Source organism: Streptomyces sp. BI87 (genome assembly GCF_025957665.1).
GTDB lineage: Bacteria > Actinomycetota > Actinomycetes > Streptomycetales > Streptomycetaceae > Streptomyces > Streptomyces albidoflavus.
Window position 1 is genome coordinate 5,091,962 of sequence record NZ_CP110079.1, and the last position, 15,141, is coordinate 5,107,102.

General features: G+C 75.1%; 14 protein-coding genes. 5 read left to right on the forward strand and 9 right to left on the reverse strand.

Annotation, left to right across the window (positions count from 1 at the left end):
- Nucleotides 1-10 precede the first annotated feature (10 nt).
- The 7 genes from OIM89_RS22730 to OIM89_RS22760 form a co-directional block, all read right to left on the reverse strand.
- Nucleotides 11-784, reverse strand: a complete 774-nt coding sequence (locus OIM89_RS22730; protein ID WP_257204277.1) for a methyltransferase — start codon at nt 782-784, stop codon at nt 11-13.
- Between the two features lie 61 nt (nt 785-845).
- Complete coding sequence (locus OIM89_RS22735; RefSeq protein ID WP_175457924.1) at nt 846-1,760, reverse strand: PhzF family phenazine biosynthesis protein; 915 nt, start codon at nt 1,758-1,760, stop codon at nt 846-848.
- Nucleotides 1,761-1,845: 85 nt separating this feature from the next.
- Nucleotides 1,846-2,310 (reverse strand): lamin tail domain-containing protein, encoded by a 465-nt coding sequence (locus OIM89_RS22740; RefSeq protein WP_030698470.1) that lies wholly within the window; start codon nt 2,308-2,310, stop codon nt 1,846-1,848.
- Between the two features lie 133 nt (nt 2,311-2,443).
- Nucleotides 2,444-3,223, reverse strand: coding sequence for an SDR family oxidoreductase (locus tag OIM89_RS22745; RefSeq protein WP_151169659.1), 780 nt, complete (start codon nt 3,221-3,223; stop codon nt 2,444-2,446).
- Nucleotides 3,224-3,254: 31 nt separating this feature from the next.
- Nucleotides 3,255-5,066 carry a hypothetical protein gene (locus tag OIM89_RS22750; protein WP_257204280.1) on the reverse strand — a complete coding sequence of 604 codons (1,812 nt, stop codon included), beginning with the start codon at nt 5,064-5,066 and terminating at the stop codon, nt 3,255-3,257.
- A gap of 133 nt (nt 5,067-5,199) precedes the next feature.
- On the reverse strand, nt 5,200-6,612 hold the full coding sequence (locus OIM89_RS22755; RefSeq protein ID WP_030699113.1) for a glutamate decarboxylase: 1,413 nt from the start codon (nt 6,610-6,612) through the stop codon (nt 5,200-5,202).
- Nucleotides 6,613-6,732: 120 nt separating this feature from the next.
- Nucleotides 6,733-7,731: a Gfo/Idh/MocA family protein gene (locus tag OIM89_RS22760; RefSeq protein ID WP_047471033.1), complete on the reverse strand. Its 999-nt coding sequence runs from the start codon at nt 7,729-7,731 to the stop codon at nt 6,733-6,735.
- Between the two features lie 232 nt (nt 7,732-7,963).
- Between OIM89_RS22760 and OIM89_RS22765 the strand changes: the two genes are divergently transcribed.
- From OIM89_RS22765 to OIM89_RS22775, 3 genes are all read left to right on the forward strand, one after another.
- On the forward strand, nt 7,964-9,301 hold the full coding sequence (locus OIM89_RS22765; protein WP_030699111.1) for a multidrug effflux MFS transporter: 1,338 nt from the start codon (nt 7,964-7,966) through the stop codon (nt 9,299-9,301).
- Nucleotides 9,302-9,426: 125 nt separating this feature from the next.
- Nucleotides 9,427-10,440, forward strand: coding sequence for a serine hydrolase domain-containing protein (locus tag OIM89_RS22770; protein ID WP_264491587.1), 1,014 nt, complete (start codon nt 9,427-9,429; stop codon nt 10,438-10,440).
- Nucleotides 10,441-10,489: 49 nt separating this feature from the next.
- Entirely contained in the window at nt 10,490-11,521 is a 1,032-nt protein-coding gene (locus OIM89_RS22775; protein WP_030699109.1) for a small ribosomal subunit Rsm22 family protein, read from the forward strand.
- Nucleotides 11,522-11,543: 22 nt separating this feature from the next.
- Here the strand turns inward: OIM89_RS22775 and ddaH are convergent, their stop codons facing one another.
- Complete coding sequence (ddaH, locus tag OIM89_RS22780; RefSeq protein WP_151169669.1) at nt 11,544-12,359, reverse strand: dimethylargininase; 816 nt, start codon at nt 12,357-12,359, stop codon at nt 11,544-11,546.
- A 176-nt stretch (nt 12,360-12,535) separates the two neighbouring features.
- Here ddaH and OIM89_RS22785 point away from each other — a divergent pair, with 176 nt between their 5' ends.
- Both OIM89_RS22785 and OIM89_RS22790 read left to right on the forward strand, forming a co-directional pair.
- Entirely contained in the window at nt 12,536-13,168 is a 633-nt protein-coding gene (locus OIM89_RS22785) for a TetR/AcrR family transcriptional regulator (RefSeq protein ID WP_030699107.1), read from the forward strand.
- A 163-nt stretch (nt 13,169-13,331) separates the two neighbouring features.
- A complete protein-coding gene (locus OIM89_RS22790) occupies nt 13,332-14,060 on the forward strand; it encodes a bifunctional DNA primase/polymerase (RefSeq protein ID WP_175457928.1) in 729 nt (242 codons plus the stop codon).
- An 86-nt stretch (nt 14,061-14,146) separates the two neighbouring features.
- Here the strand turns inward: OIM89_RS22790 and OIM89_RS22795 are convergent, their stop codons facing one another.
- Nucleotides 14,147-15,121 (reverse strand): hypothetical protein, encoded by a 975-nt coding sequence (locus OIM89_RS22795; protein ID WP_151170468.1) that lies wholly within the window; start codon nt 15,119-15,121, stop codon nt 14,147-14,149.
- Nucleotides 15,122-15,141: the final 20 nt, after the last annotated feature.

The window sequence follows — 15,141 nt, forward strand, 5'->3', positions numbered from 1 at the left end:
GCGGTGGCCGTCATTCCTGCGGCACCAGCGTCAGATAGGCGAGGCCGAGGACGTTCCGGTAGCCGGAGAGCCAGGCGGCGCGCTGCCGGTCGGTCCGCTCGCGGGTCGCGGCGGCCTCCGGGTGGCCGGGGTGGGCGGCGAGCCACACCTCCACGTCCTCGCGGTACCCCGACTCGAACTCCTCCCACTCGGCGGGCGTCGCCGTCTCGATCCGGGCCGGGCGGAACCCGGCGGCGACCGCCTCGTCCACCAGCTCCGCGAGGCTCGGGTGGTCGCTCGCGGCGGCGTCCGGCCACATCCCGGCCAGCTCGCCGGGGGAGGGCGGCCGCTCCCAGAAGCCCTCGCCCAGCAGCACCCGCCCGCCGGGCCGCACCAGCCGCCGCAACTCCCGCAGCGCCTCGGGGACCAGGCGGGGCGGTGCGGCGCCGGTCAGCGCCTGCGAGGCGCCGAGGCAGAGCACCAGGTCGGCCGGGCCGCGCCGGGTCCCGGTGGCCGACTCGGCGAGGAACTCCACCCGGCCGGCGAGGCCCCGTTCGGCCGCCAGCGCCCGCCCGCGCGCGAGGTCCTCCTCGTCCAGGTCCAGCCCGGTCCCCGTCGCCCCCGGCACTGCCGCGAGCACCCGGAGCAGCAACTCGCCCCAGCCGCAGCCGATGTCCAGCACCGTGGCGGGCCGGTGCGCGGCGAGGCGGGCGGTCAGCTCCGCCGCGCGCGGCTCGCCCAGCGGGCCGTGGAAGGTGAGGGCGCGGGGTCGGGGCGGGCCGGAGGCGGCGTCGGGGGAGGTCATGGGCGCACGGTAGTCGGGGGAGGCGGGTGCCGCGCCTCATTTTCCGCCCCGCCCCGTCCCGTCAGGCGGCCGGCTCCGGCAGCGGGACGCCCGTGCCGCTGACGCGGACGCGGGGGTCGCCGGGGACCAGGGTGACGGTCAGGACGCCGGGGCGGCCCATGTCCTCGCCCTGGCGGAGGGTGAGTTCGGCGTCCTCGGGGACGAGCCCCGCCTCGCGGGCGTAGGCGCCGAAGGCGAGGGCGGCGGCGCCGGTGGCCGGGTCCTCGACCACGCCGCCGACCGGGAACGGGTCGCGGACGTGGAAGGCCAGGGGGTCGGTGGTGTCGCGCCAGACCAGCTGCACGGTGGTGAGGTCGGTGCGGAGCATCAGCGTGCGCAGCCGCTCGAAGTCGTAGTCGAGCCGGGCCAGGCGGTCGCGGGTGGCGGCGGCCAGCACCAGGTGGCGGGCGCCCGCGTAGGCGACGCGCGGGGCGAGGGCCGTATCGAGGTCGGCGCGGTCCCAGCCGAGGGCGGCCAGCGCCTCGGTCAGGTCGGCCTCGCCGTACTCCTCGGTGTGCGGGGGGACGCCGGTGAGGGTGGCGCGCAGGGCGCCGTCCCGCTCGTCGACGGTGACCGGGACCGGGCCCGCCTGGGTGTGGAAGAGGTACTCCCCGGTGCCGTGCCGCTCGCCGAGGGCTACGGCGGTGGCCACCGTGGCGTGGCCGCAGAAGGGCACCTCGGCCTGCGGGCTGAAGTACCGCGCGCGGTAGGCGCGGACGCCCTCGGGGGTCTCGCTGCCGGCCGGCGGCGGGGTGAGGAAGGCGGTCTCGCTGTAGCCGAGGCGGGCGGCGACGGCCAGCATCGTGGCCTCGTCGAGCCCGGCGGCGTCCAGGACGACCCCGGCGGGGTTGCCCCCGGCCGGGTCGCGGGTGAAGGCGGCGTACCGCAGGACGGCGGGCTCGGCGGTGGGCGGGGCGGGCGTGTCGGCGAGGCTCATGGCCGTGCCAACCGGGCCCCGTGGGCCGCTATTCCCGGACCGGGCGGGCCCGCGCCGGAGCGGCCCACCCGGCCTCGCGACCGGCTCAGTGGCAGTTCTTGGTGCCCTTGTCCTTCTTCGTCCACGCGCAGGAGTCGAGGAGGGAGCCGCTGGGCTTGATCAGGCGGGCCTTGTCGCCGTCGTTGTTCCAGACGTAGCTCTTGCGGTTCCAGTACACCGTGCCCGAGACGTTCTTGCCGGTGCCGGTGCGGACCTTGACGGTCTTGCCCGCGCCGATCTTGTAGCTGCCGAAGGTGTAGGTGTAGCCGGTGTTGTCCTTCAGCTTGTAGCCCTTGAGCTGGATCGCCGAGCGGGTGTTGTTGTGGAGGTTGACCCACTCGGCGTTGAGCGAGGTGTTGGAGCGGGTGTCCTTGCCCGGGCTGTCGTACTGGATCTTGGCGAGGTGCAGCCCGCCCTGGTGGGCGGCGGCGGCCGGGCCCGCCGCGAGGAGGGGCGCGGTGAGGGCGGTCGCGGTGACCAGGGCCCAGGCGGCGGTGGGACGTATGCGCATGATGTGCTCCGTGCGTGAAGTTCCTGTGAAGGAGGCTGAGCATAGAGCCTGTTGAGGCGTGCTTGTCCCCGGTATGGAACGTTCCGCTTGTGTGGACGGCCGGGGACCCGGGCGATGCCGGGCCCCGCCCGCATCAGCCCCGTCCGATGTACGGCATCCCGCTCGCCATGACCGTGGCGAACTGCACGTTGGCGTCGAGCGGCAGCTCCGCCATGTGGCGTACGGTCCGCGCCACGTCGGCCACGTCCATCACCGGCTCACTGCGCACCGACCCGTCCGCCTGGAGAATTCCGGCCTGCATCCGGTCGGTCATGTCGGTGGCGGCGTTGCCGATGTCGATCTGCCCGCAGGCGATCCGGTACGGACGCCCGTCCAGCGAGAGGGACTTGGTCAGCCCGGTCATCGCGTGCTTGGTCGCGGTGTACGCGATCGAGTGCGGGCGCGGGGTGTGCGCGGAGATCGAGCCGTTGTTGATGATCCGCCCGCCCTGCGGCCGCTGCTCCTTGAACTCCCGGAAGGCCGCCTGCGCGCAGAGGAAGGCGCCGTTGAGGTTCACCTCGACCACCTCGCGCCACGTCTCGTACGCCAGTTCCTCCACCGGGACGCCCCCGCCGCCGAAGATCCCGGCGTTGTTGAAGAGCAGCCCGAGCGGGCCGAACCGCTCGGCGGCGGAGGCGAAGAGGGCGCGCACCTCCTCGGGGCGGGTCACGTCGGTGGGCACCACCAGGGCGCGCCCGGCGGCCTCGCCCGCCAGCGCCACGGTCTCCTCCAGCCGTCCCCCGTGCCGCCCCGCCAGCGTCACCGTCCAGCCCTGGGCGAGGAGTTCGAGGGCGACGGCCCGGCCGATGCCGGAACCGCCACCCGTCACGACGGCGTTCCGGCCCGGCTCTGCGTTCTGCTGTGCGTCAGTCATGGGCCGCAGCGTAGAGCCACGGCCCCTCCGCTCACCGGTCGCGCCCGGTGCCCGGCGGTGGCGTCCAGGCCGCCCCGTCCACCGGCGGCGGGATCAGCCCGCCGAGCCCCTTCACCGTGTACGCGCAGTCCGTGTACGTGTAGCCGGGCTCGATCCTGGCCCCCGAGGAGTGGCTGCGCACCGTCTCGGAGGACGCGCCCCGCTTGTACAGGAAGTGGTACTGGCCCGCCGGGAGCGAGAGCCGCTGCTTCGGGTACGACTTGCTCTTGTCCTTGCAGGCCCCCGCCTTGCCCGCCGCCACGCTGTCGTACGCCTTGCACCCCTCGCACGCCTTCAGGGTGAGGCGGCCGGTGACCGGGCCGGTGTAGAGGATCTCCACCGTGCCGGGCCCGCCGTTGGAGACGACCAGCTCCATGCGGGCGCCGCCCGGGGACTTGGCCGGCGGCAGCTTCCGCCCGGCCGCCGGGCGTTCCTCGGCGATCTCGGCCGCGATCGCCGCCTTGCGGGCCTTGTCGCGGTTCTTGTTGCCCTTGTAGGTGTCGGCGAAGTCGGTGAAGGTCTTGGCGGCCTCGCTGAACTTCCCGTCCTCGAACTCCTCGACCCCGCAGGAGTACGTGCCCTTCTCCACCCCCGAGCGGGCCTTGTCCGAGACGCCGGAGACCGACTCCTCGGGCAGCTTCTCGGCGAGCGAGTCCAGGGCCCGCAGCCGCGAGGTGTTGTCGCAGGCGTCGTCCGGGAGGGCGCCGGACCGTTCGGAGACCTCGGTCAGCAGCGCCGGGCCGACCTGCCCGGCCTCCTTCGACTCGGGGAACTCCGCGAAGAGCGCGGTGAGATGGTCGCCACCCGTACCGGCCTGGCCCTGGCCGACCAGGTCCATGCCGCAGGTGTAGAGGGCGTCCGCCAGCGGCTTGTCCGGCCAGGTGGCCAGCTTGCCGAGCGCCTTCTCGCCCACCGAGTCCGGCAGACCGCGCAGATAGGTCAGCGGCTCGATCGCCTCGCAGTGGTCGTCCTCGCGGTACGGGGTGGCCACCGACTCGTAGAGCGCCTCCAGCTTCGCCGGCACCTTCTTCGCCGCCCGCCGCTCCGGATGGTCCGCCGCGAGGCCCGCGTACCCCTCGACCGCCTTGGTGTACTCCTTCTTCCCGGCGGCGAACCCGGCCCGCCCGGCGGCCCGTTCGGCCAGCGCGTCGGTCCTGGCCAGCCGCTCCAGCAGCATCTCCTCGACCGCCTCGTCCCGGGCGCTCTCGTACGCCACCGCGCCGCCGGCCGGGACCGCCAGCAGGACCAGGCCGAGTACGAGGGCCAGCGCCGGGCGGGGCCACCCGGGCAGCGGGCGGCGCAGCGCGCGGCGCGCCGCGTCGGCGGCGGCCAGCACCGCGACCGCCACCCAGGCCGCGACGAAGACGCCGGGCACCCCGTCCGGGCTCGCCGGGAGGGCGGCCAGGAGCAGCCCTCCCGTCGCCACCACGCACACACCGGCCAGCAGCCACTGACGCAGCGCCAGGTAACCGAGGCCGAGCCCGCTCAGGTTGAGGAGCCCGGCGCCGACCGCGCGCAGGGCGTCCGGGGGACCCGGCGGAGGGCCTGGCGGGGGCGGGGGAGCGGCGCCCGGCGGGGGCGGCGGAGGCCAGGCGTTGCCCGGCGGCCACGGCCCGGCGGGCGGCGGCGGGGCGGCCGGGGGCGGGGGAGGGGAGACCGGCGGCGGCGGGGGAGGAGAGGCCGGGGGCGGGCCGCCGTAGGGAGCCGAGCGTGGATCGGGGGGCTGGTGGCCTGACCGGGCCGCCCGCTCGGCCGCGTCCTGCGGCTCCGGGCCGCCGTCTCTGTGTTCGTTCTCCTGTGCCACGTCTTCCCCCGTTCCGTCCGGCGCGGGACAGCACGCCGGTTACGGAAACCTTCCGGTCCTGCGCGAAGCGTGTCAATGACACGTCAGGAGGAGATGAGGGGCGCCGCCGCTTCCTGGGGGTGCGGCCTCCGGGTCAGTGGTGGAAGCCCGGCTGCTCGGCCGCGCGGCGGTCGCCGTGGCTCAGCCGTTCCACCGCCTCCCGCAGGTCCTCGGCGAGGAGCATGATCTTGTCGTACCCGATCCCGTGCCGGACCAGGACCCGCTGCACCACGGTCTCCTGCCGGTCGGCGGGGAGTGGATAGGCGGGCACCTGCCAGCCGCGCAGCCGCAGCAGCTCGGTGACGTCGTACAGGGTGAAGCCGGCGGACTCGGGGTCGGTCAGCGTCCAGGAGACGGCGGGCAGCGCGCCCTGCCCGTCGTACAGCAGGGTGAACGGCCCCAGCTCGGCCACCTTCGCGGCGAGGGCGCGGGCGGTGCGGCCGCAGGAGTCGAGGATTGCCCGGTAGCCCTCGCGGCCCAGCCGCAGCAGGTTGTAGTACTGGGCGACGACCTCGCCGCCGGGCCGGGAGAAGTTCAGCGCGAAGGTCGGCATCTTCCCGCCGAGGTAGTCCACGTCGAAGACGAGTTCCTCCGGGAGCAGGTCCCGGAGGCGCCAGACCACCCAGCCCACGCCGAGCGGCGCCATGCCGTACTTGTGGCCGGAGGCGTTGATCGAGGCGACCCGCTCCAGCCGGAAGTCCCACACCACGTCCGGGTGGACGAAGGGCGCGACGAACCCGCCGCTCGCCGCGTCCACGTGCAGCGGCACGTCAAGACCCGTGTCGCGCTGCACCGCGTCCAGTTCGGCGGCCAGCTCGGCCACCGGCTCGTAGTCGCAGGTGAAGGTGACGCCGAGGATCGCCACCACGCCGATGGTGTTCTCGTCGAGGTGGGCGCGGAGCTGGTGCGGGCGCAGCCCCGTCGCCCCCTCCTCCAGCGGGACCTGGCGCAGCTCCACGTCGAAGTAGCGGGCGAACTTCTCCCAGCAGACCTGGACCGGGCCGCAGACCAGGTTCGGCCGGTCCGCCGGCCGGCCCGCCGCCTCGCGTGCCTTGCGCCACCGCCACTTCAGCGCCAGTCCGCCGAGCATCGCGGCCTCGCTCGACCCGGTGGTCGAACAGCCCATCGCCTCGCCGCCGGACGGGCTGTGCCACAGCTCGGCCAGCATCCGCACACACCGCTCCTCGATGGCGGCGGTCTGCGGGTACTCGTCCTTGTCGATCATGTTCTTGTCGAGGCACTCGTCCATCAGCGCGTGCACCTCGGGCTCCGCCCAGGTGGTGCAGAACGTCGCGAGGTTCTGCGAGGAGTTGCCGTCCATCGCCAGCTCGGAGCGGATCAGCTCCAGCACCGCCACCGGATCGGCCTCCCGCTCGGGCACCTGCCGCTTGGGCAGCGTCCGGCGGCTCAGCCGCGTGCTGTACACGTCCTCGATGCCGGCGTCGGCGCCGCCGTTCGGCTCCGGCGCCTGCCCGGGCTCCGGCCGGCCCACCTGATGCAGCGCCACGGTGCTCCTCCTGGAGGGGAAGGGGCGGCCGGGCGCGCGCCCCGCGGCTCGAACGTAGGCCGCGCGCCCCCGCTCCGCACCAGCAGCGGGGCAACCGGGGGACGCGCGCCCAGCACCCGGCTACTCACCCGGGTAGCGCACCCCCACCTCCGCCCGCGCCGCGTCCACCGTCCGCAGCACCCCGAGCGTCGCCTCCAGCGGCACCAGCGGCGACTGGCGCTCACCGGCCCGCAGACAGCGCATCACCTCGGCGGCCTGCGGGGCCCAGGTGTCGTCCGGGCCGCCCGCGCTGCGGAACACCTCCGGCTCGCGACCCGGACGGTGCAGCACGAAGTGGTCCGGGCGGAAGAAACTCTCCGGCACCTCGATCCACCCGCCGGTCCCCGAGACCGAGGCCGCCCGAGGGGTGTCCGCCGTCACCGAGCAGTGCAGCAGCCCCTGTGCGCCGCCCGCCCACTCCAGCAGCAGCGAGGTGTGGGTGTCGACGCCCTCGGCCGAGAGCGTGGCGCGCGCCGTCACCCGCTCCGGCTCGCCCAGCAGCAACTGGGCGAACGCCACCGGGTAGACGCCGAGGTCCAGCAGGGCCCCGCCGCCGCGCGCCGGGTCCAGCAGCCGGTGGCCGGGCGGGAACGGGCCCGGCAGCCCGAAGTCCGCGGCGACCGTGCGCACCTCGCCGACCGCGCCGTCGGCGACCAGCGCCGCCAGCCGCCGCACCAGCGGGTTGCACCACATCCACATGCCCTCCATCAGGAAGACGTCCCGCTTCCGGGCGAGCGCCACCAGCTCCCCGGCCTGTCGCGCACTGAGCGCCAGCGGCTTCTCGCAGAGCACCGCCCGGCCCGCCTCCAGGCACATCCCGGCCGCCCGCAGGTGCTCGCTGTGCGGCGCCGCCACGTAGACCACGTCCACCTGGTCGTCGTCGGCGAACTCCGCCCAGCTCCCGTGCGCCCGGGGTATCCCGAACCGGTCCGCGAAGCTCCGGGCCGGGGCCGCCGACCGTGAACCGACCGCCACCACCTCGGCGTCCGGCAGTTGCCGCAGATCCTCGGTGAACGCGGCCGCCATCGCCCCGGTCGCCAGCACCCCCCACCGCACCGGCGCCGTCTTCGTATCCGCCATGCCCCACCCCTCACGTCAGGACGCCTCTCACGGCGCCGCCTACTCGCCTCCGGCGGACAGATCCGGACAACGCCCGCCCACCGCCGTACCGCCTCCGGCCAGCCCCGGCCGAAAAGGTCTCGACCATCCTCGCCGAGCTGAGAGCATAAGGAGACCGAACGCCCCGAACGACCGGAGGACCGCGACGGCCTGGCGACAGCCCCGGCCCGTGGCCCAGCACAGGAGAGGCAGCATGCCGGACGGCGGCCCGACCACCCACGGGGAGCAGCACCCCCCGACCGCCCCCACGCGGACGACCCCCGAAGCCGTCCCGCCGCCACGCGCAGTCGCCACCCCCGCGCTGCGCCGCACCGGCTTCCTGGTCACCCTGGTCCTCGGCGGACTCACCGCCACACCGCCGCTGGCCATGGACATGTACCTCCCGGCGCTGCCCGCGGTCACCGACAGCTACGGCGCCTCGGCCGCCACCGTCCAGCTCACCCTCACCGCCTGCCTCGCCGGCATGGCGCTCGGCCAGCTCGTGGTCGGCCCGATGAGCGACAAGTGGGGGCGGCGCCGCCCGCTCCTGACCGGCATGGTCCTCTACGTCCTCGCCACCGCGCTGTGCGTCGTCGCCCCCAACGCCGCGCTGCTGGTCACCTTCCGGCTGGTCCAGGGGCTCGCCGGGGCGGCCGGCATCGTCATCGCCCGTGCCGTCGTCCGCGACCTCTACGACGGCCTCGCCATGGCCCGCTTCTTCTCCACCCTGATGCTGATCTCCGGGGCCGCGCCGATCGTCGCCCCGCTCATCGGCGGCCAGCTGCTGCGGTTCACCGACTGGCGCGGCGTCTTCGCCGTCCTCACCCTGATCGGCCTCGGCCTGCTCGTCCTCGTCCACCGGGTGCTGCCCGAGACCCTCGCCCCCGAGGAGCGCCACTCCGGCGGCTTCCGCGCCACCCTCACCACGATGCGCTCGCTGCTCGCCGACCGCCCCTTCGCCGGCTACCTGCTCGCCGCCGGCTTCGCCTCGGCCGCCCTCTTCGCCTACATCAGCGCCTCGCCTTTCGTGGTCCAGGAGATCTACGGTGCCTCCCCGCAGACCTTCAGCCTGCTCTTCGGCCTCAACTCGGTCGGGCTGGTCGGCGCCGGGCAGCTCAACGGCAAGGTCCTCGTCGGCCGCGTCAGCCTCGACAAGGTCCTCGCCACCGGCCTCGCCCTGATGACCGCCGCCGCCCTCGCCCTGCTCCTGATGACCCTCGGTGTCTTCGGCGAGGTCGGCCTGGTCCCCGTCGCCGCCGGACTCTTCGTCCTGGTCTCGGCGCTCGGCCTGGTCACCCCCAACACCACCACCCTCGCCCTGATGCGCACCCGGAACGCGGCCGGCTCCGCCTCCGCGCTCCTCGGCACCTCCTCCTTCCTGGTCGGCGCCGTCGCCTCCCCGCTGGTCGGCGTCGCGGGCGAGCACACCGCCGTCCCCATGGCGGTCCTCCAGCTGACCTGCGCCCTGCTCGCCGCCGCCTGCTGGGCCCTGCTCGCCCGGCCCGGCCGCGCCCCGGCGGGCGCGCCGCACACGGGAGGAGCGGACAGCTGAGCGCCCCCCGCCTGCGCCCCGGCACCCCTGAGAGAGCCGGACTCGACCCCCGCGAGCTGCGCAAGCTCGTCCGTGGCGTCCGCCGCCTGCCGCAGGGCCGCCGCCCCTGGTGCGCCGGGGCCGTCGTGGTCGCCGGACGCGGCCCCTACGTCGCCGTCGAGGAGGCCACCGGCTGGGCCGTCCGGTACGAGGCATGGGACACCGAGGCCGACGCGCCCCGCGAACTCCCGGAGGAGCAGCGGGTCCCGGTCACCCTCGACACCCCCTTCGACCTCGCCTCCCTCACCAAGCTGTTCACCACCGTCGCCGCCGTCCAGCAGATGGAGCGCGGCCCCCTCGGCATCGACGCCCGCGTCGCCGCTTACGTCCCCGAGCTGACCGCCGCCGACGACGCCGGGCTCACCCTGCGCCACCTGCTCACCCACACCTCGGGCCTCCGCCCCGAACTGCCGCTCTACGAGCTGCCGGACCACACCGCGCGACTCGACGCGCTCCGCCACGAGAAGCCGCTCGTCGCCCCCGGCGGCCCGCCCCGCTACTCCGACCTCAACCTCCTCCTCGTCCAGCTCGTCCTGGAACGGATCACCGGGCGCGGGCTCGACCGCCTCGTCCACGACGGCATCACCCGCCCGCTCGGCATGACCGCCACCTCCTTCGGCCCGCGCCCCGAGGCCGCCGCCACCGAGGACCAGCGGCTGCCCTGGGCCAAGGCCGACCGGGGCATGGTGCGCGGCACCGTCCATGACGAGAACGCCTGGGCGCTCGGCGGCGTCGCCGGGCACGCCGGGCTCTTCGCCACCGCCGGAGACCTCGCCGTCTTCGCCCGCGCTTTGCTGGCCGGGGGCGCCCACGGGCAGGCCCGCATCCTCGGCCCCGACTACGTCGACCTGATGCTCCGCCTCGGCCTCGGCTTCGGCATCGACCAGCCCTGGTTCATGGGCGGCCTCGCCGGACGCGGCGCCGCCGGGCACACCGGCTTCACCGGCACCTCCCTGGTCCTGGATCCCGCCACCGACACCTTCCTCGTCCTCCTCGCCAACACCGTCCACCCCCGCCGCCGCCCCGCCGACTCCGCACCCCGCGCGGCCGCCGCGACCCTGCTCGCCCGCGCCGCCCGTACCCCGGGCCCGGGGGTCTGACCGGGCCGCGGTTTCCGGTGCGGGCCCGCCCGCCTCGTACACTTCCCCGGTGCACGCCCCACTCTCCCCCCAGGCCCCCGCCGAAGCGCTCCGCGCCACCCTCGCGGAACTCGTCGACGGGCTGCCGCCCCGGCAGGCCGCCCAGGCCACCGCGCGGCTCATCGCCAACTACCGGGGCGCCACCCCCACCGACGCCCCCGTCCTGCGCGACCGCTCCGACGTGGTCGCCTACGCCGCGTACCGGATGCCCGCAACCTTCGAGGCCGACCGGGCCGCGCTCGGAGCGCTCGCCGATGCCGTGCCGGAGTGGACGCCCTCGGGCCACACCGACATCGGCGGCGGCACCGGCGCCGCCGTCTGGGCCGCCGCCGACATCTGGCCCGACCCGGCCGACGGCTCCGCCCCCCGGCCCGTCACCGTGCTCGACTGGGCCGAACCCGCCCTCGCCCTCGGCCGCGAACTGGCCGCCCGCGCCCCCTCCGCCGCGCTCCGCGACGCCCGGTGGCGCCGGGCCCGGATCGACGCCGCCCTCGACGTCCCGCCCACCGGCCTGGTCACCGTCTCCTACGTGCTCGGGGAGCTGACCCCCGCCGACCGCACCGCCGTGGTGGACGCCGCCGCGGTCGCCGCCGAGGCGGTCGCCGTCGTCGAGCCCGGCACCCCGGACGGCTACCGGCGGATCATCGAGGCCCGCGACCGGCTGGTCGCCGCCGGGTTCCACGTCGCCGCGCCCTGCCCGCACAGCGCCGCCTGCCCGATCGAGGAGGGCACCGACTGGTGCCACTTCGCCGCCCGGGTCAGCCGCTCCTCCCTCCACCGCCAGGTCAAGGGCGCCTCCCTGGCCTGGGAGGACGAGAAGTTCAGCTACGTCGCCGCCACCCGCTTCCCGCCCGCCCCCGCCACCGCCCGGGTCGTCCGCCGGCCGCAGACCCGCAAGGGCCAGGTCCTCCTCGACCTCTGCCGCGACACCGAGGAGCTGAGCCGGGAGACCGTCACCAAACGGCAGGGCCCCCTCTACCGCGCCGCCCGCGACACCGCCTGGGGCGACCCGTGGCCTCCGCGCGAGGACCCCGCCCCCTGACGAGGGCGGGGTCCCGCGTCGCTCAGCCCCGCAGCTCCTGCGTGCAGCACTTCACGCTGCCGCCGCCCTTGAGCAGCTCGCTCAGGTCCAGGCCGACCGGCTCGAACCCGCGCTCCCGCAACGGCCCGAAGAGCCCCTGCGCCGCCTGGGGCAGGAAGACCCGTGCCCCGTCGGAGACCGCGTTGAGCCCGAGGGCGGCCGCGTCCCGTTCCTGGGCGATCAGCGCGTCGGGGAAGAGCCGCCGCAGCACCGCCCGGCTGCCGGGGGAGAAGGCGTCCGGGTAGTACATGATCTCGTCGGTCCGGTCGTCCAGGACGGCCAGCGCGGTGTCCAGGTGGTAGTAGCGCGGGTCGACCAGGTCGAGCCCGATCACCGGGCGTCTCAGCACCTCCTGGGCCTGGGCGTGCGCCAGCGGGCTGGTGCGGAAGCCGCGGCCGGCCAGCAGCCAGTTCCGGGTGACGGCGAAGTCGCCCTCGCCCTCGTTGACATGGAGCGGCTCCACCGGCTCCCCGAAGCCGTGGGCGCGGAACCAGGCCGCGTGCGCCGCCGCCTCCGCCTCCCGCTCCGGATGGGCGAAGCGGGCGCCGAGGACCCGGCCGTCCACCATCGTCGCGCCGTTGGCGGCGAAGACCATGTCGGGCAGGGCGGGGTGCGGCTCCAGCTCCTCCACGGTGTGGCCGAAGGCGCGGTAGCGGTCGCGCAGGTCCTCCCACTGGGCCACGGCCAGCGGGACGTCGACCGGCTTGGCCGGGTTCATCCAGGGGTTGATCGCGTAGGCGACGGTGAAGTACTGAGGCCGGCACATCAGGTAGCGGCGGGCCGCGGCATGACGAGGCAAGGGGACTCCTCTCCTCACGGGCGAAGGGCCCGCCCGGTGGCGGCCCCTGTCGCCATGGTCTGCCCGTAATCTCCCTCCTCGTACCCAACGCGCGGGAATCACCCGCTCTTTGCGGGGGCGCGCCGGGATTGCGAGACGGTACGTTGCGCCTCGCCTCCGCTGTTACATTGGCGGGTATGTCTGAGAAGGCCACCCCCACCGCGATGCCCGACGCCGGCCGCCGCAGCGACCGCTCCCGACGCGCGATCTACGAGGCGGCCCTCGCCCTGGTCTCCGAGACCGGGTACGCCAAGCTCACCATCGAGGCCATCGCCGCCCGCGCCGGAGTCGGCAAGCAGACCATCTACCGCTGGTGGCCCTCCAAGGGCGACGTCGTCCTCGAAGCCTTCCTCGACCTGGCCCAGCGCTCCGCCGTCACCCCCGAGGACGACCCCGGCGCCGCCGCCTTCCCCGACAGCGGCGACCTCGCCGCCGACCTGAAACTGGTCCTCCAGGCCACCGTGGACGAGCTGAACGAGCCCGCGTACGCCGACCCCGCCCGCGCCCTGTCGGCCGAGGGCATCCTCAACCCGCAGCTCGGCGCCCGCTTCCTGGAACATGTCCTCGCCCCCGGCCTCCGCCTCTACGCGACCCGGCTGACCGCCGCCCGCGAGCGCGGCGAGATCCGCCCGGAGACCGAGGTGGCGATCGCCACCGACCTGCTGGTGGCGCCGCTCACCTACCGCTGGCTGATGGGCACGGGCCCGCTCGACCACGCCTACGCCGACGCCCTCGTCGACCACGTCCTCACCGGCCTGCGGGGCGCCTGACCCCGGCCAGGGGGTGCGCTGCCCGCGCGCCTCCCCGAGCCGTACTTGCGCCGTCGTGCGCCCCCCGAGCCTCCGTGCCCGGTACCCCCCGGGCGTCCCACCGGCCTCTCCCTGCTCCGGGAAGTGGCACCATGGAGCGCACGACGTCGAGGTGAGGGGATTGATGGGCGCGGAGTTCGGCCGCCGCTCCGGCGGGCAGAGCAGGTTTTCCCAGTGGCTGCACCGCCGGCCGAAACAGGACCCGGGTGACGAGGCCGCCCGGCGCGAGGAGCTGCTGCTGGCCGCCGCCGGGGCGGGACTGCCCCTGGCCCCCGCCGCCCACCCCGAGGGATACCTCTGTTCGTGCGCGCGCATGGGGTGTCCGACCCCCGCCCGCCACCCGGTCTCCTTCGCCTGGCAGACCCAGTCGACCACCGACAAGGGGCAGGTCGAGCGCTGGGCCCGGCACCAGCCCGAGGCCAACTTCATCACCGCCACCGGCATGGTCCACGACGTCCTGGACGTCCCCCTCCAGGCGGGCCGCGAGGCGCTTCAGGCGCTGGAGGCCGCCGGGGTCGAGGTCGGCCCGGTCGCCGAGACCGGCGACGGCCGCATGCTCTTCTTCGCCATGACCCGGGGCACCCCCGAGGACGAGGACGAGTGGTGGCCCTGCGAACTGGACGCCCACCCCGACACCGACGACGACTCGCCCGGCCTGCGCTGGCACTGCCGCGGCAGCTACGTCCTCGTCCCCCCGGCCCGCCTCCCGGGCGAGGGCCCCGGCGTCTCCTGGCTACGCGGCCCGGAACACCCCCTCCCCGACCCCCTGACTCTCCTCCCCCACCTCACCGACGCCAGCGCCCGCCACACCGGCGAACACGACCCCACGACGGCCTGGCCCTTGGGCCGCTAAGGACAGCCCGGCCGGCGTTTGAGGCCATCTGTGACCGGCACGCACGACGAGCCCCCGCCCCACCTCACCCCGGCCCGCCGCAGGCGCTACTCCCCGACCGCCCCGGTCAACCCCTCGATCCGGTTGAGGAAAACCACCTTCCCGCCGGAGCCGGACCCCTCCGGCCCGGGCACGGTGACGACCTGGTTGGAGACCCGCTCCAGAGTCACCGCCCGCTTGATCTCCCCCTTGAGCAACGCCCCCACCTCGGGGCGCACGGTCAGCGGTACCCCCCGCGCCGCCGTCTGCTTCTCGAAGTGCCGCGTGGCGAAGAGCACCATCGCCCCACCGTCCTCGGTCCGCAGCGCGAGCGGCGCGAAGTCCCCCTTGTCGAGCGGCTGGTCGACCCACTGGGTGGTGCGCCCGGGCCGGTCGGCGTTCTCCTCACGCTGCGCCCGCCAGGAGGAGGTGTGCTGCCCGTCGGCGAACAACTCCCCGCCCTTGCCGAGGAAGTCGGCGTACTCCTTGCTCAGCCGCCCCGGCGCGACGGCGAGTCCCTCGGCTCCGTCCGTCACCGGCACCGCGTTCCCCTTCGCGTCCTCGGAGAACTCCGGTATCTCGTCCGGGGTGAGGATGGAGAGGTAGGCCGCCTTCCACTGCGCGTCGGGCCCGCTCTTGACGAAGGCGACGAACCAGCGGGTGTCCAGCCGGGGATCGTCGTCCACGTCCCGGTTGCTGTCGGTGTCCGCGAGGAACCACCGCGGCCACCCGGCCTTGGCGGGGATGAGGAAACGGGCGTCGGTCAGCTTCAGCGGGCTGTGGCGCGGATTGCCGCCCGGGGTGGTCTTCCCCTTGGCCCGCAGGCTGGCCTGGTTGATCTGGCCGAGCGCCCCGGTCACCCGGCCGGCGCTCAGCTCCGGGTCGTACGCCTTGTCGCCGGCGTTGTACGCCTCGGTGAACTCCGCCAGCGCCCGGGCGGCCTCGCCCTTCGTGGCGGCGGGTACGACCTCCAGCTCACCGTGGACGGTGACGCATCCGCTCGCCGCCAGCGCCAGTGCCGAAACCGCCGCCGACAGCGCCAACCCCCGCCGCCTGCTCATCC

What these genes read in the sequence shown, in the direction of transcription:
- OIM89_RS22730 (WP_257204277.1), bottom strand. Translation starts at nt 784, where the DNA reads ATGACCTCCCCCGACGCCGCCTCCGGCCCGCCCCGACCCCGCGCCCTC.
- OIM89_RS22745 (WP_151169659.1), bottom strand. Translation starts at nt 3,223, where the DNA reads ATGACTGACGCACAGCAGAACGCAGAGCCGGGCCGGAACGCCGTCGTG.
- OIM89_RS22790 (WP_175457928.1), top strand. Translation starts at nt 13,332, where the DNA reads ATGGGCGCGGAGTTCGGCCGCCGCTCCGGCGGGCAGAGCAGGTTTTCC.
- OIM89_RS22765 (WP_030699111.1), top strand. Translation starts at nt 7,964, where the DNA reads ATGCCGGACGGCGGCCCGACCACCCACGGGGAGCAGCACCCCCCGACC.
- OIM89_RS22740 (WP_030698470.1), bottom strand. Translation starts at nt 2,310, where the DNA reads ATGCGCATACGTCCCACCGCCGCCTGGGCCCTGGTCACCGCGACCGCC.
- OIM89_RS22735 (WP_175457924.1), bottom strand. Translation starts at nt 1,760, where the DNA reads ATGAGCCTCGCCGACACGCCCGCCCCGCCCACCGCCGAGCCCGCCGTC.
- OIM89_RS22760 (WP_047471033.1), bottom strand. Translation starts at nt 7,731, where the DNA reads ATGGCGGATACGAAGACGGCGCCGGTGCGGTGGGGGGTGCTGGCGACC.
- OIM89_RS22785 (WP_030699107.1), top strand. Translation starts at nt 12,536, where the DNA reads ATGTCTGAGAAGGCCACCCCCACCGCGATGCCCGACGCCGGCCGCCGC.